Source organism: Pseudomonas sp. FW300-N2F2 (assembly GCF_017351655.1).
GTDB classification, from domain to species: Bacteria; Pseudomonadota; Gammaproteobacteria; order Pseudomonadales; family Pseudomonadaceae; genus Aquipseudomonas; species Aquipseudomonas fluorescens_AA.
In genome coordinates, this window is record NZ_JACNDQ010000002.1 from 1,060,439 (window position 1) to 1,086,363 (window position 25,925).

General features: G+C 61.5%; 22 protein-coding genes. 5 read left to right on the forward strand and 17 right to left on the reverse strand.

From position 1 onward, the window contains the following. Positions 1-52: 52 nt before the first annotated feature. The 6 genes from phnE to ppk2 form a co-directional block, all read right to left on the reverse strand. Positions 53-820, reverse strand: a complete 768-nt coding sequence (gene phnE / locus J4E63_RS19430) for a phosphonate ABC transporter, permease protein PhnE (RefSeq protein ID WP_207283023.1) — start codon at positions 818-820, stop codon at positions 53-55. Further along, positions 817-1,644, reverse strand: coding sequence for an ABC transporter permease (locus J4E63_RS19435; RefSeq protein WP_207283024.1), 828 nt, complete (start codon positions 1,642-1,644; stop codon positions 817-819). Before J4E63_RS19435 ends, phnE begins: the two co-directional genes overlap by 4 nt. Beyond that, positions 1,638-2,438 carry a phosphonate ABC transporter ATP-binding protein gene (locus J4E63_RS19440; RefSeq protein WP_207283025.1) on the reverse strand — a complete coding sequence of 267 codons (801 nt, stop codon included), beginning with the start codon at positions 2,436-2,438 and terminating at the stop codon, positions 1,638-1,640. The genes J4E63_RS19435 and J4E63_RS19440 overlap by 7 nt, the downstream gene beginning before the upstream one ends. Beyond that, positions 2,435-3,286, reverse strand: a complete 852-nt coding sequence (locus tag J4E63_RS19445) for a putative selenate ABC transporter substrate-binding protein (protein ID WP_092204319.1) — start codon at positions 3,284-3,286, stop codon at positions 2,435-2,437. The genes J4E63_RS19440 and J4E63_RS19445 overlap by 4 nt, the downstream gene beginning before the upstream one ends. 196 nt (positions 3,287-3,482) lie before the next feature. Beyond that, on the reverse strand, positions 3,483-5,102 hold the full coding sequence (locus J4E63_RS19450; RefSeq protein WP_207283026.1) for an inorganic phosphate transporter: 1,620 nt from the start codon (positions 5,100-5,102) through the stop codon (positions 3,483-3,485). Between the two features lie 67 nt (positions 5,103-5,169). After that, positions 5,170-6,087 carry a polyphosphate kinase 2 gene (gene ppk2, locus J4E63_RS19455; protein WP_207283027.1) on the reverse strand — a complete coding sequence of 306 codons (918 nt, stop codon included), beginning with the start codon at positions 6,085-6,087 and terminating at the stop codon, positions 5,170-5,172. Positions 6,088-6,309: 222 nt separating this feature from the next. Here ppk2 and J4E63_RS19460 point away from each other — a divergent pair, with 222 nt between their 5' ends. The 3 genes from J4E63_RS19460 to J4E63_RS19470 all read left to right on the forward strand — a co-directional run bounded on the left by J4E63_RS19460 (position 6,310) and on the right by J4E63_RS19470 (position 9,864). Continuing rightward, on the forward strand, positions 6,310-7,245 hold the full coding sequence (locus tag J4E63_RS19460; protein ID WP_060741775.1) for a Ppx/GppA family phosphatase: 936 nt from the start codon (positions 6,310-6,312) through the stop codon (positions 7,243-7,245). A gap of 251 nt (positions 7,246-7,496) precedes the next feature. Continuing rightward, complete coding sequence (locus J4E63_RS19465; protein ID WP_207283028.1) at positions 7,497-8,594, forward strand: carboxynorspermidine decarboxylase; 1,098 nt, start codon at positions 7,497-7,499, stop codon at positions 8,592-8,594. A 25-nt stretch (positions 8,595-8,619) separates the two neighbouring features. Then, positions 8,620-9,864: a saccharopine dehydrogenase family protein gene (locus tag J4E63_RS19470; RefSeq protein WP_041476374.1), complete on the forward strand. Its 1,245-nt coding sequence runs from the start codon at positions 8,620-8,622 to the stop codon at positions 9,862-9,864. A 964-nt stretch (positions 9,865-10,828) separates the two neighbouring features. Here J4E63_RS19470 and J4E63_RS19475 read toward each other — a convergent pair. Genes J4E63_RS19475 through J4E63_RS19485 form a run of 3 tightly spaced genes read right to left on the reverse strand, consistent with a single transcriptional unit; the run spans position 10,829 to position 12,499 of the window. Beyond that, positions 10,829-11,584, reverse strand: a complete 756-nt coding sequence (locus tag J4E63_RS19475; RefSeq protein ID WP_207283234.1) for an NAD-dependent protein deacylase — start codon at positions 11,582-11,584, stop codon at positions 10,829-10,831. A gap of 14 nt (positions 11,585-11,598) precedes the next feature. Beyond that, positions 11,599-12,078, reverse strand: coding sequence for a hypothetical protein (locus J4E63_RS19480; RefSeq protein ID WP_060741778.1), 480 nt, complete (start codon positions 12,076-12,078; stop codon positions 11,599-11,601). Beyond that, positions 12,071-12,499, reverse strand: coding sequence for a DUF1810 domain-containing protein (locus J4E63_RS19485; RefSeq protein WP_207283029.1), 429 nt, complete (start codon positions 12,497-12,499; stop codon positions 12,071-12,073). Before J4E63_RS19485 ends, J4E63_RS19480 begins: the two co-directional genes overlap by 8 nt. Before the next feature lie 246 nt (positions 12,500-12,745). Between J4E63_RS19485 and J4E63_RS19490 the strand changes: the two genes are divergently transcribed. Further along, on the forward strand, positions 12,746-13,528 hold the full coding sequence (locus tag J4E63_RS19490) for a hypothetical protein (RefSeq protein ID WP_207283030.1): 783 nt from the start codon (positions 12,746-12,748) through the stop codon (positions 13,526-13,528). A gap of 31 nt (positions 13,529-13,559) precedes the next feature. After that, positions 13,560-14,180: a response regulator transcription factor gene (locus J4E63_RS19495; RefSeq protein ID WP_259333970.1), complete on the forward strand. Its 621-nt coding sequence runs from the start codon at positions 13,560-13,562 to the stop codon at positions 14,178-14,180. Between the two features lie 4 nt (positions 14,181-14,184). Here J4E63_RS19495 and J4E63_RS19500 read toward each other — a convergent pair whose 3' ends face one another. The 8 genes from J4E63_RS19500 to J4E63_RS19535 form a co-directional block, all read right to left on the reverse strand. After that, on the reverse strand, positions 14,185-15,837 hold the full coding sequence (locus J4E63_RS19500) for a sensor domain-containing diguanylate cyclase (protein WP_207283032.1): 1,653 nt from the start codon (positions 15,835-15,837) through the stop codon (positions 14,185-14,187). Between the two features lie 148 nt (positions 15,838-15,985). Next, the gene (locus J4E63_RS19505) at positions 15,986-16,684 is read right to left on the reverse strand and encodes an outer membrane protein (RefSeq protein ID WP_207283033.1); all 699 of its coding nucleotides are present in this window, start codon (positions 16,682-16,684) and stop codon (positions 15,986-15,988) included. 56 nt (positions 16,685-16,740) lie between these two features. After that, entirely contained in the window at positions 16,741-17,262 is a 522-nt protein-coding gene (locus tag J4E63_RS19510) for an SRPBCC family protein (RefSeq protein ID WP_219738716.1), read from the reverse strand. A gap of 7 nt (positions 17,263-17,269) precedes the next feature. After that, on the reverse strand, positions 17,270-20,680 hold the full coding sequence (locus J4E63_RS19515; protein ID WP_207283034.1) for a beta-ketoacyl synthase N-terminal-like domain-containing protein: 3,411 nt from the start codon (positions 20,678-20,680) through the stop codon (positions 17,270-17,272). A gap of 74 nt (positions 20,681-20,754) precedes the next feature. After that, positions 20,755-21,846 carry an acyl carrier protein gene (locus J4E63_RS19520; RefSeq protein WP_207283035.1) on the reverse strand — a complete coding sequence of 364 codons (1,092 nt, stop codon included), beginning with the start codon at positions 21,844-21,846 and terminating at the stop codon, positions 20,755-20,757. A gap of 119 nt (positions 21,847-21,965) precedes the next feature. Then, positions 21,966-23,729, reverse strand: a complete 1,764-nt coding sequence (locus J4E63_RS19525; protein ID WP_207283036.1) for an FAD-dependent monooxygenase — start codon at positions 23,727-23,729, stop codon at positions 21,966-21,968. A gap of 3 nt (positions 23,730-23,732) precedes the next feature. After that, a complete protein-coding gene (locus J4E63_RS19530) occupies positions 23,733-24,344 on the reverse strand; it encodes an HAD-IB family hydrolase (RefSeq protein ID WP_103309456.1) in 612 nt (203 codons plus the stop codon). Then, positions 24,334-25,854, reverse strand: a complete 1,521-nt coding sequence (locus J4E63_RS19535) for a class I adenylate-forming enzyme family protein (RefSeq protein ID WP_207283037.1) — start codon at positions 25,852-25,854, stop codon at positions 24,334-24,336. Before J4E63_RS19535 ends, J4E63_RS19530 begins: the two co-directional genes overlap by 11 nt. Positions 25,855-25,925 lie beyond the last annotated feature (71 nt).

Below are 25,925 nucleotides of genomic sequence, written 5' to 3' on the forward strand. Positions count from 1 at the left end.
CCTTATTCTTGGTCTTTATGACCAATTCCATATTCGTCGCTGTGCACAGCCGTCAAGCCTTGACCCAGCGCTGGCGGCTCCAGCCGCTCAAGGTATCGACGGCGAGCACCAATAGCAGCATCGCCAGGATGACCGTGCTGCCCTGGGCCTCCTGGAACAGGCTGAGGCTGACATAGAGCATTTGTCCAAGCCCTCCGGCACCGACAAAACCGAGCACGCTGGCCATGCGGATGTTGTTTTCCCAGCGATACAGGACGTAGGCCAACAGTTGCGGCAGCAGGTTGGGCAGTGTCCCGTAGCAGAACGCCAATACGGCGTTGCCGCCTTGCAAACGGATGGCGTCGGCCGGTTCGGAAGGGGTATTTTCCAACGCCTCGGCGAACAAGCGACCGAGTACGCCGGTGGTGTGCAGGGCGAGTGCCAAGGTGCCGGCATTGGGACCGAGACCAGCGGCCAGGACCATCAGTGCAGCCCACACCAGTTCTGGAACGGCGCGCAAGGCGTTGAGCATCAGGCGCGACGCGCTCTGCAAAGGCCAGCCGAAGCGTCCGGCCGCGGGCAAGGCCAATAGCAGGCCGAACACCGCCGCGAGCAGGGTGCCGAGGGCGGACATGGCCAGGGTTTCCAGGGCGCCGTGACCGATTGCTTTCAGATGGCCCGGGCTCAGGTCCGGGCTGAGAAAACGCTGCGCATAAGCCCCCATCCGCTGCAGATTGCCGCTGTCGCCGAGCTCGCCCAGGTCGATGCCCAGGTAGACGAACGAGGCGATGACTGCCGCGCCGATGCACAGGACCATGACCACGTTGAGCAGGCGATTCATGCCAGCCTCCAGCGCAGCAGGCGGCTGAGTTGATCGGCGAGCAGCACCAGTGCCAGGAACGTCAGCAGCAGGCTGGCGACTTCACCGCCAGCGAACATTCGCAGCGACAGGTCCATCTGCTGACCCAGCCCTCCGGCACCGACGAAGCCCATCACCACCGAGGCGCGGATCGCGCATTCCCAGCGGTACACCGTGTACGACAACAGTTCCGCCGCGACATTGGGCAGGATCCCATAGCAAAAGGCTGCCAGCCGGCTGCTGCCGGACTGCAAGAGCGCGTGGGCCGGGCGCTGGTCGACCGACTCGTAGATTTCCGCGTAGACCTTGCCCAGCATGCCGCTGTAGGTAATGGCGATGGCCAATACGCCCGCCGTCGGGCCGAGGCCGACCGCGCGCACGAAGAGCAAGGCCCAGACGATTTCCGGCACGCTGCGCAAGAAGACCAACAAGCCGCGTACCGGCCAGCGCAGCAGTTGGCCCCAATAGCCCGGATGGCCGGCACGGGAGGCCGCCGACAGCGACAGGGCGCGGCTGGCCAGCAGGCTCGCGGGCACCGCCAACAGCAACGCCAAGGCCATGCCGGCCGTGGCGATCGCCAGCGTCTGCAAGGTGGCCTGCCACAGCAGTTCAACGAATTCGTCGCCATGGGCGGGCGGCCAGAACGCCGCTACGAACCGGCCCATTTCGCTCTGGCTGTCGCTCGCCAGCAGCACGCCGAGGTCCAGTTCGCTGAATTGGATGCCCGGCCACAGCAACACCAGGGCCAGCAGACTGAGCAGCAGGCGAGGGCGGGTGGCGGGGTCTCGGGTATCGCGTGTCAGCATCGGGGAATCTGCACGCTCAAGGACGCGTGGGGCGTTGTTGGTGAAGACTGCAGTTGTTCGTTGGCGTAGAGCGTGTCGAGCAACGGACGGTCGACCGCCTCGGTTGGCAGGTCGAACAGGATCTGCCCGTCCCGCAGGCCAATGACCCGGGAAAAGTGCGCCAAGGCCAGTTCCACCGCATGCAGGCTGGCGACCAGGGTGACGTTGTGTTCCCGGGCGTGGCGGCAAAGCACCGAAAGCGTGTGCTCGGCCAATACCGGGTCCATGGCCGAAACCGGTTCGTCGGCCAGCAACACCTCGGGCGCTTGGTACAGCACGCGGGCAATGCCCACGCGCTGCAGTTGTCCGCCGGACAGTTGCTGGCATTGGGCGAACAGTTTGTCGCCCAGGTCCAACCGGGCCAATGCCGCCCTGGCGCCTGGAATATCCAGCGGGTGCAACAGGTTCAACAGGCTTTTACCGATGCCCCACTGGCCGAGCTTTCCGGCCAGGACCGCCGTCACCACACGTTGGCGCGGCGGCAGAGGGGGCGATTGGTGAATCAGACCGATGCGCGCGCGCAGGCGTTGACGCTGGCGGGCCGACAGCTGCCAGGCGCGTTCGCCAAGTAGCTGCAGCTCCCCACTGCCCGGGCGCAGTGCGGTGGCCAGCAGGTTGAGCAGGCTCGACTTGCCGGCGCCGGACGGGCCGATGATGGCGACCTGTTCGCCGGCGCCGATGTGCAAGTCCACGCCACGCAGCGCCTGGACGCCGTTGGCATGGGTAACGCTGACCTGGGTCAGTCGCAGGGTCATTTGAGCAGTTCGGCGGCGCGTGCGGCTTCCTCGATGCCCTTGTAGTTCTCAGGCTTGGTTTCGATGAAGCGGCTGGCGGCTTGCAGGTCGAGGATTTCCTTGTCCTTCGGGTTGGCCGGGTCGAGGGCCAGGAAGGCGGCCTTGATCTTGGCTGCCAACGCGGGGTCGAGGGTTCCGCGCACTGTCCAGTTGTAGTCGAAGTAGGCTGGGGTGGTGGCGAAGACCTTGACCTTGTTCGTGTCGACCTTGCCGGCCGCGACCAGTTTTTCCCAGACGCTGGCGTTCAGTACCCCGGCGTCCACTTTGCCGGCCTGGACCCAGGCGACGGTGGCGTCGTGGGCACCCGAGTAGCCGACGCGGCTGAAGTAACTCTCTGGCTTGATGCCGTCCTGAAGCATGAAATAGCGCGGCATGAGACTGCCCGATGTCGACGATACCGAACCGAAGGCGAAGGTCTTGCCCTTGAGGTCGGCGAGGGACTTGACGGTCGGGTCGGCGGTGATGAATTTGCTGGTGAACTGGGCGTCCTGTTCGCGCTGGACCAGCGGGATGGCGTTGCCGGTTTTCAGGCGCGCCTGGACGAAGGTGAAGCCCCCCAGCCAAGCCATGTCGATCCGGTCGGTGGCCAGTGCCTCGACCACGGCCGGGTAGTCGCTCACGGGGACGAACTCGACCTTCATGCCGGTTTGCTGTTCCAGGTAAGCCCCCAACGGCTTGAACTTGCGCAGCAGCTCGGTCGGGGCCTCATCGGGAATCGCGCTGACTTTCAGGGTGTCGGCGGCCTGCGCCAGCCAGCTGCAAAACGACAGGGCAACACCAGCGGCCAATGCCAGGGAAGGCTTGAGCATGGAAGATCTCCGGTAGAGAAGGCAAGGAATGTCGAAGCATCACGCCCACATGGATGGCGGTACGCCGTTCTGTGAGGGTAGACGAAGGAGAGGGATGTTAACCGTTTCTGGTTGTGAACTCACCCAGTCCCCTGTGGGGGCTGTGGTGGACGGGAGAACGAGGCCTCTGTCAGGTGAGGCCTCGGCGAACAGCAGGTCAGAACAGCTTGGTGAACAACCAGTAGAGGCTGCCGGACAGCAGGATGGCGGCAGGCAGCGTCAGTACCCAGGCCATCAACAGGTTGCGGATGGTGCGCATCTGCAGGCCAGAGCCGTTGGCGACCATGCTGCCGGCCACGCCAGAGGAGAGCACGTGGGTCGTGGACACCGGCAAGCCGAACATGTCGGCGGCACCGATGGTGAGCATGGCGACGGTTTCGGCCGAGGCACCTTGGGCGTAGGTCAGGTGGGTCTTGCCGATTTTTTCACCCACCGTCACCACGATGCGTTTCCAGCCGACCATGGTGCCCAGGCCGAGGGCGATGGCCACGGCGATTTTCACCCACAGAGGAATGAAGCGGGTGGAGGTGTCGATTTGCTGTTTGAACAATTGCAACTGGGCGCTGGTGTCGGCATCGAAATTACCGACCTTGTTCTTGTCCATCAGGCGAATGGTTTCGCTGGTCAGGTACATGTCGTTGCGCACGTTGCCCACGGCTTCGGCCGGCACCTTGGCCAGCGAACCGTAGCCCTTGACCTCGGCGCCGATGCTGCCGGTCATGGCGGCCAGGGCCGGCACCAACTGAGGCGTCGCTTCCTTGCTGCCAACGTAGGTGGTAAGGATCGCTCGCGGGTCCGTTGGGGGCGGTAGCGGCGAGTGCTGCACCAGGGCTTGCTGGGTGACTTGCGCCACAGCGGCGAATTGCAGGGCCTGGTCGGCGGGCATGGTGCGGTTCAGCGCATACGCCATCGGCAGGGTGCCGACCAGGATCAGCATGATCAGGCCCATGCCTTTCTGGCCGTCATTGGAACCGTGGGCGAATGACACACCGGTGCAAGTCAGGATCAGCATGCCGCGAATCCACCAGGGCGGCGGGGTGTTGCCTTGCGGGGCCCTGTACAGCGAGCGGTTCTTGACGAAGGCCCGCAGCGCCAGCAACAACAACGCGGCGCAGCCGAAGCCCACCAGTGGCGAGAGCAGCAATGCATAGCCGATCTTGGTCGCTTGGGCCCAATCCACGCCGCTGGTGCCGTCGCGCCCGTGCATCAAGGCATTGGCGACGCCCACGCCAATGATCGAGCCGATCAGGGTGTGGGACGACGACGCCGGCAAGCCCAGCCACCAGGTGCCCAGGTTCCAGAGGATGGCGGCGATCAGCAGGGCGAAGATCATGGCGAAGCCGGCGGAGGAACCGACTTGCAGGATCAGTTCAACCGGCAGCAAGGCGATGATACCGAAGGCCACCGCGCCGCTGGCGAGCAGCACCCCGAGGAAGTTGAAGAAGCCCGACCAGGCCACGGCAACGTTTGGCGCCATGGAGTTGGTGTAGATGACGGTGGCCACGGCGTTGGCAGTGTCGTGGAAACCGTTGACGAATTCGAAGCCAAGGGCAATCACCAGCGCCACGCCCAACAGCAGGAACGGCGTCCAGGTGGTCACCACGGTGCCCAGTTCGTTCATGTCGTGCATCAGGCTGTAGGCGGTAAACAGCAGGCCGCTGCCCAGTACCGCGAAAAACACCACCAGGGTGAGCACGCTTGGCTTGCGGTTGAGTTGCGGTCTCGAGCTGGGGGCGATGGCACTCGATGAGTCCATGGCCAGGGTCTGGTTCGTCATGATGAAGTCCGGCTCAGTGAGCGGTGGAAGTGGGGGCTCGGTGCCGGGCGTCCCTGCCTGGCGGTTCTCAATAGACCTGGGGCACGATGAGCTCCGGTGGCGTCGGACTGCGGGAGTAGTCTTCCTGGCGTACCCGCTGCGGCAGTTCGATGGTCGGCAGCTCCACCTCTTCATAGGGCATTTGCCCAAGCAGGTGATGGATGCAGTTGAGCCGGGCTTTTTTCTTGTCGTCGGCCTGCACCACCCACCAGGGAGCCTCGGCGATGTGGGTGCGTTCGAGCATGATTTCCTTGGCCTTGGTATAGGCCTCCCAGCGCCGGCGGGACTCCAGGTCCATGGGGCTGAGCTTCCATTGCTTGAGCGGGTCATGGATGCGGCTGAGGAAGCGCAGGTGCTGTTCCTGGTCGGAAATGGAGAACCAGTACTTGATCAACTGGATGCCGGAGCGGGCGAGCATCCGCTCGAATTCCGGCACGGTACGAAAGAACTCTTCGTACTGTTCGTCGGTGCAGAACCCCATGACTTGCTCGACCCCGGCGCGGTTGTACCAACTGCGGTCGAACAGCACGATTTCACCCGCCGCCGGCAGGTGCGAAACGTAGCGCTGGAAGTACCATTGAGTCCGTTCACGGTCGTTGGGGGCGGGCAGGGCGGCGACGCGACATACCCGGGGATTGAGCCGCTGGGTAATGCGCTTGATCACGCCACCCTTGCCGGCGGCGTCGCGCCCTTCGAACAGGATCACGACCTTGTGCCCGGTCTTGACCACCCAACTTTGCAGCTTCACCAGCTCGCCCTGAAGGCGGAACAGTTCGCTGAAATACAGGCGTCGGGTTTCTTTCTCGCTGCTATCCGGGGCATGTTCATCGAACAAGGCGTTCAGGTCATGCCCGTCTTCGGATAGCTCCAGCTCCAGTTCTTCGTCGCTGTGATCGAGCAATTCGCGGTGGATGCGCTGTACCAAGGTGTCCTGGGTTGAAAGCATGATGGAAAACTCGGTCGTGGAGGCGCCATCCACGCTAGTTGCAATTTGTTACATAGTGGTGAACGTCATCTGTGCTTCATGCGCTGCCCTTGGCTAAAACAGTTACTGGGGCTCAAGGGGTGTCATCCAGGTGTCATCGAACCCATGGCAGGATCTTCGCAAACCATCGTGGGATGCCCGCAGCGCTTGTGCCTGCTGGCTGATGAATCAAGGAACACCCCTATGAAAGGCGACGCCCCCCTGTTCGCGGCCATTGACCTGGGCTCCAACGCCTTTCGCCTGATGATTGGCCAGTCGGTCAAGCGCAATCGACAACGGGTGATCCAGGAAGTGAAAACCCTGCGCGAGCCGGTCCGATTGGCCGAGGGCCTGCAAGCCGGGGCCCTGGACGAACTGGCGCTGGATCGAGGCTGGCAAGCCCTGGCCCGATTTGGCAAAAAGCTGCGAGGCTTCGAAGCCGGACGGGTGCGGGCGGTGGCGACCAGTGCCGTGCGCGAAGCGGCCAATGCCCAATTGTTCCTGGCCAGTGCCGAGCGGCACCTGGGGTTTCGGATCGACGTGCTGTCCGGACATGAAGAAGCCCGGCTGGTGTATGCCGGTGTCGCCCATGCAGTGCCCGGTGTCGAGCGGACGCGACTGGTGGTGGACATCGGCGGTGGCTCGACCGAACTGATTCTGGGGCAGGGCGCTCAGCCGCTGTTGACGGAAAGCATTGCCATCGGCAGCGGCACCTTTGGCGCCCGTTACTTTGCGGGCGGACGCATCACCGCTCAAGCGCTGCTGGAGGCTGAACGCGTGGCCGTCCTGCAGTTTGAAGCGATGGCGGCGCGTTATCGCGCGCAGGGCTGGCAGCAGGTGATCGGCTCTTCCGGTACGGCGCGGATGTTGGCCAAAGTGCTCAAGGCCAATGGTCTCAATGACGTTGGCCAAGGCGGCATTACCTACAGCGGGTTGTTGCGCCTGTCGTTGCGGCTGCTGGAAGTCGGCCATGTCGACCGCCTCAGATTGGCCGGCTTGCAGAGCCATCGCCTGGGCATCCTGCCCGGGGGCCTGGCGATCATGCTGGCGGCGTTCAAGGTCTTCGGTGTTACAGACATGATCGTTTGCGAAGCGGGCCTGAGGTTTGGTGTCCTTCATGACCTGATGCATAAACACTGATCACCCATGGCCTGTTGCGCAAGGCCGGTTATCCGCGACGGCTCAAGGTCGAGCGTCAGCGCTCTTTGCTTATCCTCCCTTTGCCAGATTCAGCATTTCGTCGCCTGGGCGGCCGGTATGTCCGGTGATCGCAAAGCGTCGATCTGGATCGGGATGATTGCGCGAACGGGGCTTTTCGCTCTTTCGATCTGCAGTCAGTGAAGGCACAATGCGCATCCTTTTTTGGCTCGCCTTGCCCGGAGGCCTCGAAAATGATCAAAACGCCGTACTACCTCATCGACAAACAAAAGCTGCTGGCGAACATGCAGAAGATCGCCTATGTGCGTGAGCAGTCCGGGGCCAAGGCCTTGCTGGCGCTCAAGTGCTTCGCCACCTGGTCGGTGTTCGACCTGATGCAGCAGTACATGGACGGCACCACGTCGTCGTCGCTGTATGAACTCAAGCTCGGCCGGCAGAAATTCGCGGGCGAGACCCACGCCTACAGCGTGGCCTGGGCCGACGATGAGATCGAGGAGATGCTCGCCAACTGCGACAAGATCATCTTCAACTCCATCGGCCAGTTGCAGCGCTACACCGAGGCGTCGGCCGGAAAGGTCCGCGGCCTGCGGGTCAACCCGCAAGTGAGCAGCTCCGATTACCTACTGGCCGACCCGGCACGACCGTTCAGCCGCCTGGGTGAATGGGATCCGGTGAAAATCGAACAGGTCATCGAGTATATCTCCGGGTTCATGTTCCACAACAACTGCGAGAACGGCGATTTCGGTTTGTTCGACCAGATGCTGGGCACTATCGAAGAACGTTTTGGTCACTTGCTGCATAAGGTCGAGTGGGTCAGCCTCGGTGGCGGCATCCATTTCACCGGTGAGGGCTACGCCCTGGACGCCTTTTGCGCACGGCTCAAGGCCTTCTCGCAGAAGTATGGCGTGCAGGTCTACCTGGAGCCGGGCGAGGCTGCGATCACCCAGAGCGCGTCGCTGGAAGTCACCGTGCTCGACACGCTCTACAACGGCAAGCACCTGGCCGTGGTGGACAGTTCCATCGAGGCACACATGCTCGATCTGCTGATCTATCGCCTGAACGCCAAGCTGGCACCGAGCGAGGGCGAACACACCTACATGGTGTGCGGCAAATCCTGCCTGGCTGGAGACATCTTTGGCGAGTACCAATTCGATCGTCCGCTGTCCATCGGCGATCGGCTGTCGTTCATCGACGCAGCGGGCTACACCATGGTCAAGAAAAACTGGTTCAACGGCCTGAAAATGCCGTCCATCGTTGTGAAGCAACTCGACGGCAGCGTCGAGGTGGTTCGCGAGTTTGTTTACGACGACTACTTGTCCAGCCTCTCTTGAGCTGGCGGAAGGAGAAATAAAGAAATTGAAGAAGAACGTACTTATCATTGGTGCAGGAGGTGTCGCCAAGGTGGTGGCCCACAAGTGCGCGCAGCACAACGACGAACTCGGTCGTATTGCTATCGCGTCGCGCAACATCTCCAAATGCCAGGCCATCATCGACAGCGTCAAGGCCAAGGGTAGCCTCAAGCAACCCGCCGACATCAAGGCCTTTGCACTGAACGCTCTGGATGTCGAAGCGACCAAGGCGCTGATTCGCGAGACCGAGTCGCAGATCGTCATCAACGTCGGCTCTGCTTTCCTCAACATGTCGGTGCTGCGTGCCTGCATCGATACCGGCGTGGCCTACCTGGACACCGCCATCCACGAAGAACCGGGCAAGGTCTGCGAGACGCCGCCCTGGTACGGCAACTACGAGTGGAACCATCTCCAGGAGTGCCAGGAGAAGAACATCACCGCCATTCTCGGCGTGGGCTTCGACCCGGGTGTGGTCAATGCCTATGCGGCACTGGCGCAACAACAGCATTTCGACCGCATTGATTCGATCGACATTCTCGACGTCAATGCTGGCTCCCATGGCAAATATTTCGCCACCAATTTCGATCCGGAAATCAATTTCCGTGAGTTCACCGGACAGGTGTGGAGCTGGCAGGACAGCCAGTGGACCAGCAACACCATGTTCGAGGTCAAGCGCACCGACGACCTGCCAGTGGTCGGCTCGCAGAACCTGTACCTGACCGGTCACGACGAAGTGCACTCGCTGTCCAAGAACCTCGACGTGCCCAACGTGCGTTTCTGGATGAGCTTCGGGGAGCACTACATCAATGTGTTCACCGTGCTCAAGAACCTCGGCCTGCTTTCCGAGCAACCGGTCAAGACCGCCGAAGGCCTGGAAGTCGTGCCGCTGAAAGTGGTCAAGGCCGTGCTGCCTGACCCGAGCTCGCTGGCGCCGGGCTACACCGGCAAGACCTGCATCGGTGACCTGGTCAAAGGCGTCAAGGATGGCCAGCCGCGCGAAATGTTCATCTACAACGTGGCCGACCACGAGGACGCCTACGCCGAAACCGACAGCCAGGGCATTTCCTATACCGCCGGCGTGCCACCCGTGGCCGCGGCCTTGCTGGTGGCCCGTGGCGAGTGGGACGTGCAGCGCATGGTCAACGTCGAAGAGCTGCCTGCCGAGGCGTTCCTCGAGGCGCTGGATGTGATGGGCCTGCCGACGCGCATCAAGGACGAACATGGAGACCGTCCCTGGAACCAGAACGCCTGAAGGACTTCAGGCGGGTTCCCCCGATAGGAACTGCAGAATCGCTCTGGATTCTGCAGGCGATTGAACCAGAAGACTCACCGTCGCGTGAATACCTGGCAATCCGCGGGAAGCCTTGAAGAAATGCTCCGTATCGAAAGGTACGGGGCATTTTTCGTTTAGGGGCCCATCAAATAGGCCCGTGGCGAGGGAGCCTGCTCCCGCTGGCGCGTGAAGCGGCCCTGAAGTCAGACCCTGTGGTGTTTCAGGCAGACCGCATTCAGCTTTTTGGGGCTGCTGTGCAGCCCAGCGGGAGCAAGCTCCCTCGCCACGGAGTTGTGTTGGGTTGGGCTGGGAGTCTTTAACCATTCGCCACAAAAGGCACAGGGGTGTGCGCCCATCATCTGTTCACCGTTTTTGTGGCGAGGGAGCTTGCTCCCGCTGGCGCGTGAAGCGGCCCTGAAGTCAGACCCTGTGGTATTTCAGGCAGACCGCATTCAGCTTTTTGGGGCTGCTGTGCAGCCCAGCGGGAGCAAGCTCCCTCGCCACGGAGTTGTGTTGGGTTGGGCTGGGAGTCATTTAACCATTCGCCACAAAAGGCACAGGGGTGTGCGCCCATCATCTGTTCACCGTTTTTGTGGCGAGGGAGCCTGCTCCCGCTGGCGCGTGAAGCGGCCCTGAAGTCAGACCCTGTGGTATTTCAGGCAGACCGCATTCAGCTTTTTGGGGCTGCTGTGCAGCCCAGCGGGAGCAAGCTCCCTCGCCACGGAGTTATGTTTGGTTGGGCTGGGAGTCATTTAACCATTCGCCACAAAAGGCACAGGGGTGTGCGCCCATCATCTGTTCACCGTTTTTGTGGCGAGGGAGCTTGCTCCCGCTGGGCTGCGCAGCGGCCCCTAACAACGCGACTGCGACAATTCATGATCGGCCTGGGCGACGACCTCCCGGTTCAGTCCAGCGGTGTCGGGCAAGCCTTGCAGGCCACCTCTCAGCCCAACGCGTCAACAAGCCGCGGTAACCAGTGGGTCGCATCGCCCACCAGCGTTTTATCGGAAGCGGCCCCCATCGGTTTGATATTGATATGCACCAGCCAGGCGCCATGCTCGGTTGCCAATGTTGGAATCCGTGCCGCCGGGTAGACCTCTCCAGAAGTGCCAATGGAGAGCATGACGTCGCAGTCGCGGGCCGCGCTGAAGGCCTGGTCCAGTTCCTGTTCCGGCATTTTCTCGCCGAACCAGACGACATTGGGGCGGATCCGGCCGTCGCAGTGTGGGCAACGCGGGGGGGCCAGGCTGTCGCAGTCCGGCCCGATGTCCACGGGCAACGCGCCCAGGTAGGGACGGTTGCACTGGAAGCAACGGGCGCTGGCCAGATCACCGTGAAGGTGAATTACCTCCTTGGATCCGGCTCGCTCGAGCAGGTCGTCGACGTTCTGTGTGATGACGGTCACGCGGGGCAAGCTCTGGGTCAGCCTGGCGACTGCCCGGTGCGCGTCATTGGGGGGCGCTTGGTTAACCAGCGTTCGGCGCCAGCTGTACCATGCCCATACCAGTGCAGGGTCTTTGGCGAAGGCGGCGGGGGTGGCCAGTTTCTTTGGGTCGTAACGTGCCCAGAGACCGGTCGAGGGATCACGGAACGTGGCGATACCGCTTTGTGCCGAAATGCCGGCACCGGTAAAAATGGCAAGGTGCCTGGCCGCTCGCAGGCGTTTCACCGTTTCAGCGAAAATGGCTTCTGGATTCACTGTCACAACCCCCGTCAGACCTTAGAGCACTGCTCGCGCAGCCAGTCGAAGTTGCTCCAGTACTTTCGGTCGCCGCCGGGCTGGGCGCGTTTTGTCTCAATGAAAGGGGCAAGTATCTGGTGGCAGTGCTTGATGCTCGGCGCCCAGTTTTCGATGATGATGTGCTTGTTCTTGATCAAGTCGGCCCGCAATAACGCCGCGACGACGTCGTAGTTCGCACAGGTCAGCGAGGCATGCTGGACATGGGTTGCGTCCCATTGGTCATGATGCAGGGTCGACAGCGTGGCGCGAACCGCTTGCCGGGCATCGCGGGCCTGGCTGGCTTGCAGGAACTCGACAATCGAAATGATGCTCTGGGCCTCGGAAGCCTGTTGAGTCGCCTTCAGTTGTGCCGTCAGGATGACCACCTGGCGAACAACCAGGTACATCGACAGCAGGGCCACCAGGGCCACGGCCACCTGGACCACCAACGTCCATGTTTCGTAATTAGACATTTTTTCTCTCTTGCTCCTTAAGTAGTTCCAGTGTTCTTGAGTCGACATTCACCCCACCCTCCAGCGCCTGGGCATACACGCAATGCGCGCCCGCGGCCGCTGCGAACAGCGTCATGCAGGACGCGAATTTCATGGCGTCGAGTGTCCCCAGGAGTTTCTCTACCGCGACTTCCGAGTCCAGGACGGCGCGGGTTGCGCACTCGAGTCGCGGTCCCAGAAGCGGGTGATGCAAATAGTCGCGCGCTTCTTCCAGGTCGCGCAGGCCGTAGTAGGTGGCGTTCTCGCTGACACCCAGGCCGCGTAGTTGGGGAAAGATGAACCACATCCAGTGACCTTCCTTGCGGCCGCGCCGTAGCTCGAGCAAAGCTTGGTCATAGGTTGACGCTTGCGCCTGGACAAAACGCTCCAGTGATTCGGTCATACGAGCCTCTGATACGGTTTCAAGGCTGAAGAATGAAGCGCGTCCAGGCTCGATCAAAAGTGGTGGCTTTATGATGTCATGGTCTGGCGCGTATCGGTAGTCTCGATCATCACCCCCCATCCAGAACGAGGGCAAAACCTATAGCACACTTGCGCTATAGCGCCGCTCGGCACTCGACCCTAACCTATGAGCGTTATCGGGTTTCCGATCGGTCGCAATGAGCCTATTTGAACAAGGATCTGTTTTTTGAAAAGCACACCTGCCAGAAAGTCCAGCATCTGCCCGGCTTATCGCAAGCGCCTCGCAACGGCATTCGCCGTCTCGGCCCTTGTCGCCAGTGGCTGGGGTTCTTTTATCGCCGGTGCGTCGGCTTCCACGGCCAGTGAGACATCCTCTGCGGCTTGCACCAACGAGGCGGATTTCCAGGCCGGGACGGTGGTGGAGTATGAAAGCCGGGACAACCTGTCGCCAGCCACCAGTCGCGGTAAAACCGAGACGCTCGGGCGCGAGGCGTTTGCCGGCGCCAATCCGGTGGCCTCGGTGCACACGTCGTTCCTGAACAATGCGCCGTTTTTCCTGACGACGACTTTCGCCGAGATCAAGGACGGTCGGCTGGTTCGCTACGGCGATCGCCATGGTGCCGGGGCATCGTTGGTGACCACCACCTACCAGCCTCCCGCTTCCACACCGATTGATCTGCAACCTGGGCAGACCGTCACCGTCAGCTACAAAAACAAAGCGGTGAGCGCCGGGGGAGCGGTCGAGTTCGATGTTGTCGAGAAGCTGACTTACAACGGACGTGAAACGATCAAGACGGCCCTGGGGACGTTCGATACCTGCAAGTTCACCAATGAAATCTCCACGGGCCCTGTTTCGGCCGAGCAGCCGAAACAGGTTGTCGTTGTCCAGAACTGGTTTCCCGCGGACGGACCTTATCGTGGTCAGTCGATCCGATCCGTTACGCCTCCGTTCAATGGCGTTGCGCAGAGAATCAGTGAAGTCGTCAAGATGCAGTATGGGACGCGATGAGAGACGCGTCTCGGGTCGGAAGATTTGCCGGATGATCGTGGCAGATGAGCATCCGCTGTTCCGAGAGGGGATGATGGTGTTGCTGGAACGCCTGATACCTGACGCAATGATCGAACAAGCAGGGAGCCTGGAGGAAGTACGGACGCTGGCAACGAATGGACAACCTCTCGATACGCTGATTCTTGAAATACGTCTTCCCGGCCTGGGCTCCATCAGCGAGCTCGCGCAGTTGCGCCAGGCACTCAAGCACACTGTGATGATTGTGGTTTCGACCCTGGATGACAGCGATGTCATTGGCCGTGTCATGGCCACCGGTGTCGACGGCTTTGTCGGCAAGAGCCTTTCCCCCGACCAGGTCGGCCAGGCCATCGCCGATATTCGCCGTGGCGAAGTACGGGTCAAGTATGAGCCTTCGGGCTCGCTGCCACTCGGTCCCGATGATGACATGAGCAAGCTCACGTCACGGCAGCGAGAGGTCTGGCAATTGATCGCCGAAGGCAAGACCAACAAGGAAATCGCCTCAGCGCTTGAGATCTCTCCCTTCACCGTGCGCATTCATGTCTCTTCGTTGATCCGTGCGCTGAACGTTCCCAACAGGGCGGTGGCCGCTGCTCGTTTTGCCGGGCGCGAGGCGCTTCAGACCTTGCGCTAGCGCCTCAGACCTTTGCTCCGGTATGTCCGGCCTCGGTGAACGAGGTGTCATGGAATTTCGCCTGGGACTTGCCCGCACGCTTGGCCCGGTAGAGCGCTTCGTCGGCCTGGGCCAGCGCATCGGTAAACTCGCCGCCGGTCCACAGCGTCCCGCCGATACTGCAGCCGATCGTGATCGACTCCCCGGCCAGCACGACCGGCTCGGCCAGTTTTGCGATGATGCGCTGGGCGGCACCCTGCATGCTGGACAAGGATTCTCCGGTACGCAGGCGCAGCAGCAATACGAACTCATCCCCGCCGTGGCGCACAGCGATGTCGCCATCGCGCACCGCGCCCAGGAGCCGGAGGCCGACCTCTTGGAGCAATGCATCGCCAACGGCATGGCCGAAGCAATCGTTGATGGGCTTGAACCCGTCCAGATCCAGGCATAGCACGCCAAAGCCAGGCTGTACGTCGACCTCGCTGCGTACCGCCTCGATGTACTTTTCCAAGGCTGCCCGATTTGGCAGGCCGGTGACGACATCGCGGTAGGCGATACCCTCGACCACGGCCAACTGACCTCTTTTTCGGGTGAGGCTGTCAACGAGGTGCCGGATCGCAACACTCAGCGTTTCGACTTCGCGTGTGCCCTTGAGCAAGGGAATCCCCACATCGGCGCCTTCGGAAAGGCGCGCGGCAGCCTTGGCGATGACGTTCACCGGCCCGGTGAGAATACCTGCCATGATCCATCCGATGACCGCGAACAGGATGGACAGCAGGCCGCCCCAGATGAGTATTTCATTGCGCATCTCACGTGCTGCCGCAAAGGCGATCTCGGCGGGCTGGCGTGTCACCACGGTCCATCCCAGGCCGGGATAGTCGTCGACACCGACACTTTGCGCCGCACCTGCCAGATAGAGCTTACCGTCCGGCCAGCGCTCCACCGACCAGCTTTGTCCGCGCCCATCGAGCGTGATTCCGGCGGGCTTGCCGATCATGTCCTTGGGGCCCAGCAAGAGGGTGCCGTCCTTGCTGATGACCAGGAACTCCAGGCCAGGCAGGCGCTCTTGCAAGGGGTCGAAAAGCGATCGACCAACTTCCGCAGCCCATTCCCAGGAAAGATGCGCCGCGAGCACCCCTGTGAGATTTCCGGCGACGTCCTTGATTGGCATGCTGATATCGACGAATTTCATCGCTTCCCCGGAAGGATTCGGCAGCAGCTTGGCCAGCAGGACGGCTTCGTGGACATCGCCAATGAACGTCTTTTCCCGCGCACTGGCAAAGACCGGCCGTTGCGAGATGTCGGCGCCTGCGAGCACCCCGTTGGTCGATGCGACCACTTTGCCGTGGGCGTCGGTGAGGCCGATCCAGGAATAGTTCGGGAACTGCTGGCTAAGGTGGTCGAGCAGGGCGCGTGCTTCGCCGGGGTCCGCAGTGTTGCGCAGGGTTTCCAGCTTGCTCAGGACCGTGAGCGCTTTTGAACGGTTACTCATGTCGCGATCGAGGCGATCGATCATCGAGTAGGCATATTCGCTCAGTTGCAGCCCGGTTTGCTCCTTGAGCCGCGAAATGGAGGACTCGCCGATAACGGTGCCGAAGATACAACTGAGCAGCAGCACCACCAGCGCCACGACGATGGCGAAGCGTGCCCGTAAGCTTTGGAAGAGAGGGATGTACATGTCGGACCGCCACGGGGATGGAAATTGGAAAGCCTGTATTCCATGGCGTTCTTGGCATGCATCCTCTCAAAATTTTCCAGTTTGGGGTACTGGCGCGGTCACCGCCGGACGCCCTGCGAATGAGGCAAGGCGCCGCTCCGTCTACCGCTTACAACCAGTACCGCAAACCCAGCATCAGGGACTGGGCGTTGTACTCCGTTTTCACATCGCCCTGGGGCAGGCCCTGGATGTTGCCGAAGTGCGCTTCACCGGTCTTGAAGTAGCGATAATCCAGGGACATGGACCAATGCTCGCTGAGCTCGTAGGCGACACCGGTGCCGAGTTGCCAGGCCGAGACGGTGTCGCGATGGGTGTCGCCGAACTCGACGCCGCCGGCTTCCAGGCCGGTGATGGTCAGCACGGCGTAGCCCAGGCCACCGCCGACATAAGGGGTGAACCTGCTCAGGGGGGCTGGCAGGTTCGTGACGTCATACCAGAGGTTGGCCATGAGGCTGGTGGCTTCCTCTTCGCCTTTGCCATCGATGCTGCCGCCACCCTCGTAGACCCGGTGATTGAACTGGGTCAGGGTGTTGCGGCGGTAGCTCAGTTCCACTTCAGGCCTCAGCCCGACCGGGAATCGCCAGCCCAGTGCCAGGCCGGTGGCGAAGCCGGAATGCAACGGTTGGTTGAATTCCATCTCGACGAAGTCAAGGTCGTTCTGGTTTAGGTCCTGTTCAGCGACCCAGTTCACGCCGCCCATGCCACTGACATAGGGGCCGAGTGTGTCGGCGAAACTCGATGCCGGGGCGGTACCACCCAGGCCAATGATGCCCATGACAAGATACCGGGTGCTTTTCTGTAGGTTCATGCTAGATCCGAAATGTTGCTGTTATCGATAAGTAGGCGAAGCGTGTCCGAAGACGTTCATACGAGGTGCAAGGGTGCCGCGCTCTTCCCGTGCACCGATGCGTCGCTGGCCCGTTGTTCAGCCAGCCTGCACAGGTTGTCCAGTGCGGTGGTCATCGCCTTGGCCAGCGCTTTGCGCAGCAGCCCGCGGTAGAGGAAGCTCAACGGGCCCGAAATCTTCGCGCTATGGATGACATGGGTTTCATCGGCAGAGAGCCTGCGCATCCGATGATCGAATTCGAGGTCGATCCAGAGCAGCCGGGCGCTGTTGCGATAACTTTCGTGCGGACTCACGGCTTCCAGTTTCAGAGGCATTTCCAAGCCATTCTTGAGGACACATCTGCCGCGGATTCCAGCTTGGAACGGGCCGTCGAGTTGACATTGGCGGACGTCGGTATCCCAGAGCGGCGCTTCGGGAAAATTGCTCCAGAGCTTCCAGATTTCAGAAGGGGGCGATTTGACTATGACTTGCACGTTGACATCGTTCACGGCGACACCTTGGTTGTGGGGGGCACGGTCATGCCGGGTGGGCAGATCCATTCAATGCTCAGGCTGCCGGTGCCGATTGACTCAGCACCTGGGCGGTAATGCTGGCTTGACCGATTTTTTCGCCCCGGTTGAACAGGTCGATATAGATGCGGTTGGTCTTGAAGGCCTGGAGCGACGCATCGAAACCGGCTTGCGGCGCCAATGACAGCGGGCTGTTCCTGGGGATGGGCCGGTCCAGGGTGAAACTCAAGGCCAGCAGGTTCATCGGGGTATTGAGCGGGATCCGCAGGTGGCTGTGGGCGATCTGCATGTAGCACTGGCGAGCCACTTCGAGGAAATACACCATCGAATAGTGCTGGGGATCGCCGGCCTGGAAGAAGTGTTCCGGCGGCAGTTTCACGGTGTCCACGCTCAGGCCCTGGGCGATGCCGCTCATGTCACTGACGATGACGTTTTCCGCCCTGGCCTTGTGCAACAGGGCCTTGTCGCGGCAGGGCGTGGCGCTGAATTCGCCAGCCGGCGAGGTCTCGAATGCCGAGCTGTAGGCCATGGCGAGGACGCAGGTGCACATCACTTTTCCGGCCTGCATGACCTTCGCGTTGAACACCAGGGGGGCTTCGCCCTGTTCGACGTGCAGGTCGACCGTGTCCTGCTTCTGTACGTAGTGCTGGAACCTGATCGTCAGGGTCTTGATGTAGGCGACCCGTCCGCTCAGAGGCGGCATGGCCAGTTCGAGCAGTTGCAGCACGCCCTCCAGTAGCAAGATGCCCGGGATGTGATCCAGGGGGTGATCGAAGAAGTACGGGTGCGCTTCATTCACCACGAGTTGGGCATGCAGCGACTGAGGGCTGCGCTGGGCGTTGGTGATCACGCTATGTTCCGCGCTGCGCTGCCAATGCGCCGGGCGCTGGGCGGTATCGCCACGGTGCAGGGCGAACAGGCTTTCCATGGCGCGCACCCGTACCCGCAGCCCGGAGAGCAGCGTGCTGGTGAGCATGTCGCTGAGCTGCTGCACGTCGACGCCATCGTTCTGCGGCTCGCGAACCAGGCTGACAGGCGTGATGACCTGCTGCAGTTCCTGGGATGACGAATGGGCAAAGCGCAACATGAACGGATGCTTGATGGGTGAGCTGACCTCGGCGGTGGTCGGGTTCCACTGGCGAAGCTGCTCGGTAAACAGCCACATCAGCGCCTTGCCGGCCTCGCGCACTTCGATCACGGTATGGGGCGCGCCCCGCAACATCACCGCCAGCAAGGTTTCGATGCCACTGGCTTCAGCGAGGAAACCGGTGATTTCCTGCAGCGATCCGCTGGCAGGCGTCGCAACCGGCTGCAACTCGCAGACTTCAACGTGCAAAGAGTGGCCGGGCGCTTTGCCCAACAACCGGCAAGCCTCTTCCAGCGAGCTGGCCGCATGGGCGAGGACCGCGGCGCGGATCACCAGCAAGGGCTTGTCAGTGGCCTGGGGGTGATAGCGACGCAGCGCGATCAACCCCAGGCCTTCACCTTGCTGGGTCGCGCTGCACCGAGCGCGCTCGACCTCGATTTCACCGCTGAAAAAACGCCCGGCGCCGAGCAGGAGCGTGGTGATGCCGTTGTCGAACCACTGTGGCGAGGCCAGCAAGGTTTGCCAGAACAGGCCCGCCGTGCCGACCAGGGTCTGATGGAAACCCTTGAAGTCGAAAATCTGCGCCGGGTAGCCGGACAGCATGTTTGGCAACATGGTTGCCACGTCGGTCACCTCGACGCCCGGTGCCGCACCGTGCGCCCGGGAATAGAAGTTGTGGGCGCTGCTATAGGCGTTGCTGAAGCGCTCGCCGCCCATGTTGCAGCACATGACCATCGCGGTGCCGGGCGAACCGGCCACGCCCGGCAAGCGCCGCAGCAAGTGATTGACGCGATCGGTGATCAACAGCTTGAACGGATCGACATGGGCCAGCGGTTTGGGGCCCATGCCGAAGCCGTCGATATCGATGACGTGGTCCTGGGCGAGGAATTTGCCCAGCAAAGGCTGACCGGGAGCCGGGGTGTAATCGACGAAGCGCCCATAAGGAAACACGACCGAGGGGGCGGCGGGTTGGTCGAGCTGCTGCTGGAATGCTTGCAACGAGCGGTGGCTGCCCAGCGCGGCTTCAGCCTCGACAATGGCAAGGTCCAGCATCAGCACGCCGGAGGTGGTTACGGGGGCAGCGGCAGGGTGGTCGCCGGGAAGGTATTCGTCCACCACCAGGTGCGCGTTGGCGCCGCCAAAACCAAAGCTGGAGATGCCAATCCGGAGCGCCGACGGACGCGCTTCCAGAGGCTGTACCTGCTGGGTGGCGAGTCGCAGGCAGGTGTCGTCGACCTTGGTGCTGGGGCGGTAGCCGGGCTGCGGTGGAATGCCTTTGTGGCGCAGTATCATCAAGGCCTTGGCGAGCGACGCGCCGCCGGCAGCGGCCAGGGGATGGCCGATGACCGACTTGATCGAACCGATGGTGATTTTCCGGTCGTCCGGGCGATGGGGGGCGAAGAAGCTGTTCAACGAGGCCAACTCCGTCGCATCCCCCAGCGGTGTGCCGGTGCCGTGGGTCTCGATGTAGTCCACGTCCCTTGGATCGAGGCCGCGATAGGCACGTTGGTAAGCCGAGTACTGGGCCTGTTTGCCGGGGGCGAACACCGAGCCCTCGGCACCGTCGGCGGACATGCCCAAGGCGCGCAAGACACCCAGGGGATGGCGCTGCGCCGTCAGGGCCTGGGCGACGGGTTCGACCAGAAACGCGACCGCACATTCGCCCGGCACGATGCCGTCGGCGTCCTGGCCGAAAGCTTCCATCCGCGCCCGTGCGGAAAATGCCGTCAACTGCGAGAACCCGAGGAACAGCGCCGGAGGCAGCACGGTGTTGAGGGCCATGACAATCGCGTTGTCCGCCTGGCCGCTGTTGACCAGCGCCTGGGCCATATCCAGGGCATAGGGGAACGAACTGCAGGCCGTGTCCACCGATAACGCCGGGCCACCCAAGGCAAAGGCCGCAGCCAGTGCCGCCACTTGTTCACCCGGTGTAAAACCCGGCGGCGCAGCGGTTTTTCCGGACATGCCGGTGACGAAATAACTCTCGTCGCTCCAAGACGTCGCGACTACCAGCGCCGTGCGTTCCCCGCCCAGTGGCGAGCCTTGTGCGGCGAGTTGGGTCAACAGCGTCTGAAGCACCTTCTTGCCGATGGCGACCTGCCGTCCTTCGTGCCGTGACGGGATCGAGGCGTCGTCGGTCAGGCAAAAAGCGCTGTCCAGATACGTGCGATCCTTCTCGCCGGCCTTGGTTGAATAGATTGATGCCTTATCCACTTCCCAGCGTGTCGGCATCGATTCCATCGGTGCGACCTGCCCTTGGGCGAGCAACTGCCAGAGCGCCTCCGTTGACGGTGCCCCCGGAAACTCGCCCGCCATCGCGCTGAAGCAAAAATCGCCCGCTGTCGTTACTGCGCCACTCATACCCTGTCTCCTGATCGCCAAAATGCTGGGTGACCTGTTCGGTCACCCGGATTCCATTCCTGTTGCTGCTGGGCTCAGCTCAGCCTGGCCAGCAGCGACAAGGCATCCTGGGGCGTGCGACGGGACATCAGCGCTTCACCGGCAAATTCGCTGGCCGAGCACTGCTGCGCCATGGATTGGCAGAGCGCCTCCCGGGCAAAACCGTTGAGCCCCAGTTGTGCGAAGGGCGTCTGGATATCGATCGCCTGTGCTGCGTCCGGGATCAACGGCGACAGGGCGTTGAACAGCAGGTTTTCTTCCTGTCCTTGAGTGTTCGTCGCGGCAGGGGAAGGCGTCTCGCAAGGCGTCGCTTGTGGCTGGGGATCGGCCAGGGCCGCTTGAATCAGGGCGATGGTTGCCTGCGGGAACCTGGCATTGGCCAGCTCGGAACTGTGAGCCTTGAGCTGCGGCCACAGGGCGACTACCGACTCGAGGAAATCCAACTGCACCAGCGAATCCAGGCCCAGGTTTTCATAGCTTTGTGTCGGGTCGATCTGCTCGACCGTAAAGCCGGTGATCGCCGCCAGTTGATCGAGTACCCAGCCCTGGACATCCAGCGCCGGTGCCTGCGGATCGGCTTCGAGCCTTGCCAGCAAGGCGGTCGGGGTCGGGGCATCGAAGAGCTGCGAGGTGAGTGCTTTCTTTTCCGGGAAGTGCTGGGCCAGGGATTCGAAGATATCCACCAGCCCCAGCGAGTCGATCCCCAGGCTTTCGAAACTTTGATCGAAGTCGATCTGTTGCGCCTGGAACCCGGTCACCGTGCCGATTTCGCTGCGCAACCATTGCCCGTAGCTGAGTGCGGTGGCCTGTTCGACGGTTTCGGCGGCGGGCACCGGGGCCAGTATTGTCGGGTTCGAGTGAACAGGCTCCAGCACCGCAACATTCTGGTTGACGGAGGTTTCGATCCCATGGGCATAAACGCCCTCGAGAACTTGTTGATGAGCATTGAAATAGTGGGCCGTGACGGATTCGGCCTGTTCCAACACCCGAAGCAATATCGCTTCCTTGGCGATATTGGATTCGCACAATGATTCAATGATCTTTTCGGACAGAGAGAAATAGCTGTGGGCTATTCTTCCGTTGGACACGATGAATTCCTGCACCACATCGTTAAGTTGCATGCGCATAAGGTTCTCCTAACCAAAGTCGGTGGATATTTCTATACAGAAGAAAGATCAGAAATCGCGGCCCAGGACTGGGCCGTGTTTATATCAATGAGGCAAACTGGCAGTAGCCATGGAGCGACTTAAAGTTGGAGTTCCATTGCGTCGATCTCGCGAGTCAGCGCTTTTCTGGCACCCTTGAGCAACCCGGACCTTACGTTCAGATACGTCACCAGCGTCATTGCATCGGCGCCCTGGAAAGCGATGTAGCCGTCAGGACGAATCAGCATCAACGTGCCTTCCTTGGCGTGGTAGCGCTTGTGCAATCGCCAATCGGGGTCCAGCAGTGTCGAGTGCCAGGCCGGTAGCCCGGCGCTGCTCAGGGCGTCGATCACGCAATAGGCCTTGATGCCCGGGTAGTCCTTTTCCACCGACTCGGCCAACGCGTAATAGCCCGGCAATAACGGCGAAAACTGATCGGCCGCGCTGAAGATCAACAACGTGAACGTGCCATGAAACAGGTCGATCAAGCGTTTCGTGGGCAGCCCTTGCAGTTGCCACAACTCGACATCCGGTGCCAGTTGCCCGGCGCGGGGCGCGGCGGTCTGGAACTCGGGTTTTTTCCCTTTTTTATTCCAGTTCTGGCGCTGCTTCTTCGTCAGCGATTCTTGGATGTAGTCACTCTTGTCATAGTGGTACTGGTGACCGGAAATCATTGACGGCAACCTGCGCTGGACCTTTTTCCGGTTGCTCAACAGCGGCAGGACATGGTCGCGCAGCCAGACCAGGGCGCGCCGCCGGACGGTAATCAGCCGTGTCAGGCGGTGTGCGGTGTTCTCGACTTCCAGGGCAACCGGATAACGCTCTTCGTTGTAGCTGTCGAGCAAGGACGGGTCCGCCAGGCCTTGGTCGACATAAGCGATTTTCCAGGCCAGGTTATAGGCCTCGGAAACCCCCAGGTTCATCCACTGGCCACCGATGGGGCTGCCGATGTGCGCCGAGTCCCCCAGCAGGAACACCGAGCCTTGTTGCATCGTTTGCACGCGGCGATGCTGGAACGAGGCGATGGTGGTCGATGAGATATTGGACAACGTCATCTTTTGCCCGCGTCCTTCGCACAGGCGCTGGAAGTTCTCCAGGCTCAAGGACGGGCGCTCGCCTTCGGGGGGCAGGTTATAGGGCATTTCGATGAACAGCCGATAACGGGACTGGGCGCTGATCGGTGCGACGGCCACATAACCGTCCTGCGCACCCAGGAAGAATGCGCCCTCATCCTGGCTGCCGGACCATTGGATATCGGCATCGGCCAGCATGAAGAAGCGGTCGTAGGACGAACCTTCGAAGGTCATGTCCAGGCGTTTTCTGATGTTGCTGCGAGCCCCGTCACAGGCGGCCACCCAGCGACTGGTGAAGGTTTCGTCGGTGCCGTCGGCATGCTTGAGCGTCATGCGTACCGACCCCGGCAGGTTTTCGATGTCCACCAGTTCGGTGTTCCACTCCACCTCTGCACCCAGTTCCTTCAACCGCTCCAGGAGAATCTTCTCGGTTTGCGGCTGTGGCAGGCTCAAGAGCAGGGGATAGGTCGCGTCCAGGTAGGAGAAGTTGTAGTTCAGCACCCGCCTGGCGTTCGACTGCACGGAGAATTGGTTGATCGTGAAGCCGTCGTGGATGGCTTGCTCGGCAACGCCCAGGTCTCTGAAGATTTCCAGGGTCCGGGAGTGGATCGCCATGGCCTTGGTCGCCGTCGAGGGTCCGGCGTTCTTTTCAATGATGCGAAACGCCACACCCCATTTTTTCAGCATGATTGCCAGGGACAGGCCAATGGGGCCGGCGCCGACGATCATGACGGCCGGGGCGCTGCCAGGGCGCTTGAAATGCTGGGGGGCCAACGTGCTCAGAGTGTTCATCGATCAGTACCAGTTTCTGTAGAAGGGAGAGTTGGCAATGCCGAGCAGGGCATCGTCGCCGGATGAGTCGCCGTAGGCATAAATGTAAAAATCATCAAGGTTGCTCAGGCAGCCTTTGAGCCGCGTGACTTTCTCTCGCTCTACACAGTTGGTACCGGCTATCCCGCCAGTCAGTTTGTTCTTCGCCGTGGCCAGGCGGGTGCCGCACACATAGTCGAACCCCGCGACCCGGCCCCAGGGAATCAGGTAGTTTTCCGGCGAGTTGCTGACCAGGGCGGTGACGTGCCCCATGGATTGATGCCATTGCAGCCGCCGCAACGCCTCGGGCCTGAGCCAGCGCGGGAGCTGTTCGCTGATGAAGTACTTGGCGTGCTCGCGTTCTTGTTCCACCGACAACCCGCCCAGGTAACAGGCGATGAAAGCCAGGCGCGCTTGCATCAGCGGTGTGATGCCCAGGATCACGCTGAGCATCTTGGGCAGCAGGGGAATGATCCTGAGCCAGAACGAACGGGTGCCCACGATAAAACGCATGTAGCGCCAGAACGTGTGGCGGTCGGTCAATGTGCCGTCGAAGTCGAAAACGGCCAGTACCGGTTGGGTGCTGTTAGCGTGCATGTGCCTCTTCCTTGAGCGAGATGATCTCGATGGTCTTGGGCAGCTTGAAGCCCGACAGGTAGCGCGAAAGCAGGGTGGAAAGCGCGTTCTGGGTCAGCTCGCCGGTCCCTTCGACGCACAGGTGCAGCACGTTGACTTCCTTGTGATCCGGGACGATATAGGCCCTGGCCCGCACCACATCGGGGTGCTTGAGGGCGATGGATTCGATTTCCACCAGGTCGACCATCTGCGCCTTGATCTTCGAGATCCGCAGGCGTTGGCAAAAGAAAAACACATGCCCAGCGTCGTCCCGCCAGACCAGGTCACCGCTGTGGAACCAGCCCTCGCGGAAGAACCGGGCATTGCTGTCCTCGGCATCGTTGTAGCCGTCGATCACCATAGCGCCGCGGATCAGTAATTCACCGATGCGCCCGGGTGCCACGTCCAGGCCCTCGGCATCGACGACGCGCAGTTCCACGCCGGTGATCGGCTGGCCCATGGCGCCGCGGTGGACCTCGCCGATCGAGCTCTGGACAATGACCGGCATGCTTTCGGTCAGGCCATAGCCTTGCAGCACCGGGTTGCAACCCAGCAGTTTGCCCAGTTTCTCGGCTTCATCGGCCGGCAGGTGGCTGCCGCCGGAATAAATCATCAGTTGCGGGTGCAGCGGCAACGGCGTGCCTTTGCGTTTGGCCAGGCGCGTATTGAAGTAGCGGATGACATCGGGCACCAGGCAGGCGAAGGTGACCTGATGCTCGGACAAGACTTCGGCCAGGTCGCGATTGAGCAGGGTGTTGGTCATGAGCAGGGTGGCGCCCACGCTCAAAGGGAACACCATCATCACCGACAGGCCGAAAATGGCATACAGCGGCAGCGTCACCAGGTGCACCGAGCCGACGCCCTGCAGGTGAAAGTGCTCGTGCAGGCCATCGCTCGATTGCGTCAGGTCGAGGTAGCGGTGAGAGACAGCCAGGGGCCTGCCGATACCACGGTAGGTGAACTGCACCGAGACGATCGGATTGCCGTCGGGCAACGACAAGGGTTCGAGCTGTCGAGGAAGTTCAGAGGCGGCCGTTGCATTGGCGGGCAGGGGCGATGACGGTTCGCTCCCACCGTCCAGCACCAGGGAGTGCCTGACGCCGTTGTCCGGCTGGAATACCTCGCTGTGTTGTCCCCACAACGTTTCGGTCGTGACCACCAGCGTCGGCCTGGCGAGGCTGACGACACTGTTCATTTCGAAGGGAGTCAACTTGTAGTTGAGGATGACCGGGATGGCACCCCGCCCGATAATCGCCAGGTAGTAAGCGATGAACGCCACCCCGTTGGGCAGCACCAGCGCTACTTTATCGCCTGGCAATACACCGAGTGCCGTCAGGGTACCGTTGCAGGCTTCGGCCTTGATGCGCAGCTCGCGGTAAGTGACGGTCTCTTCTTCCGTGTCCAGGTGCCGGATAGCAACTTGCTCGGGGAACGATTCCGAAAAACCGACAAAACGATGCAGAAAACCTTCTTTATATGAAAGGCTTTTCATTTACCAACCTCTTTCAATCCTTGGATATAGGGCGCGTCAAAATAAGTACTACTGAGGCAGGCTTTATATGA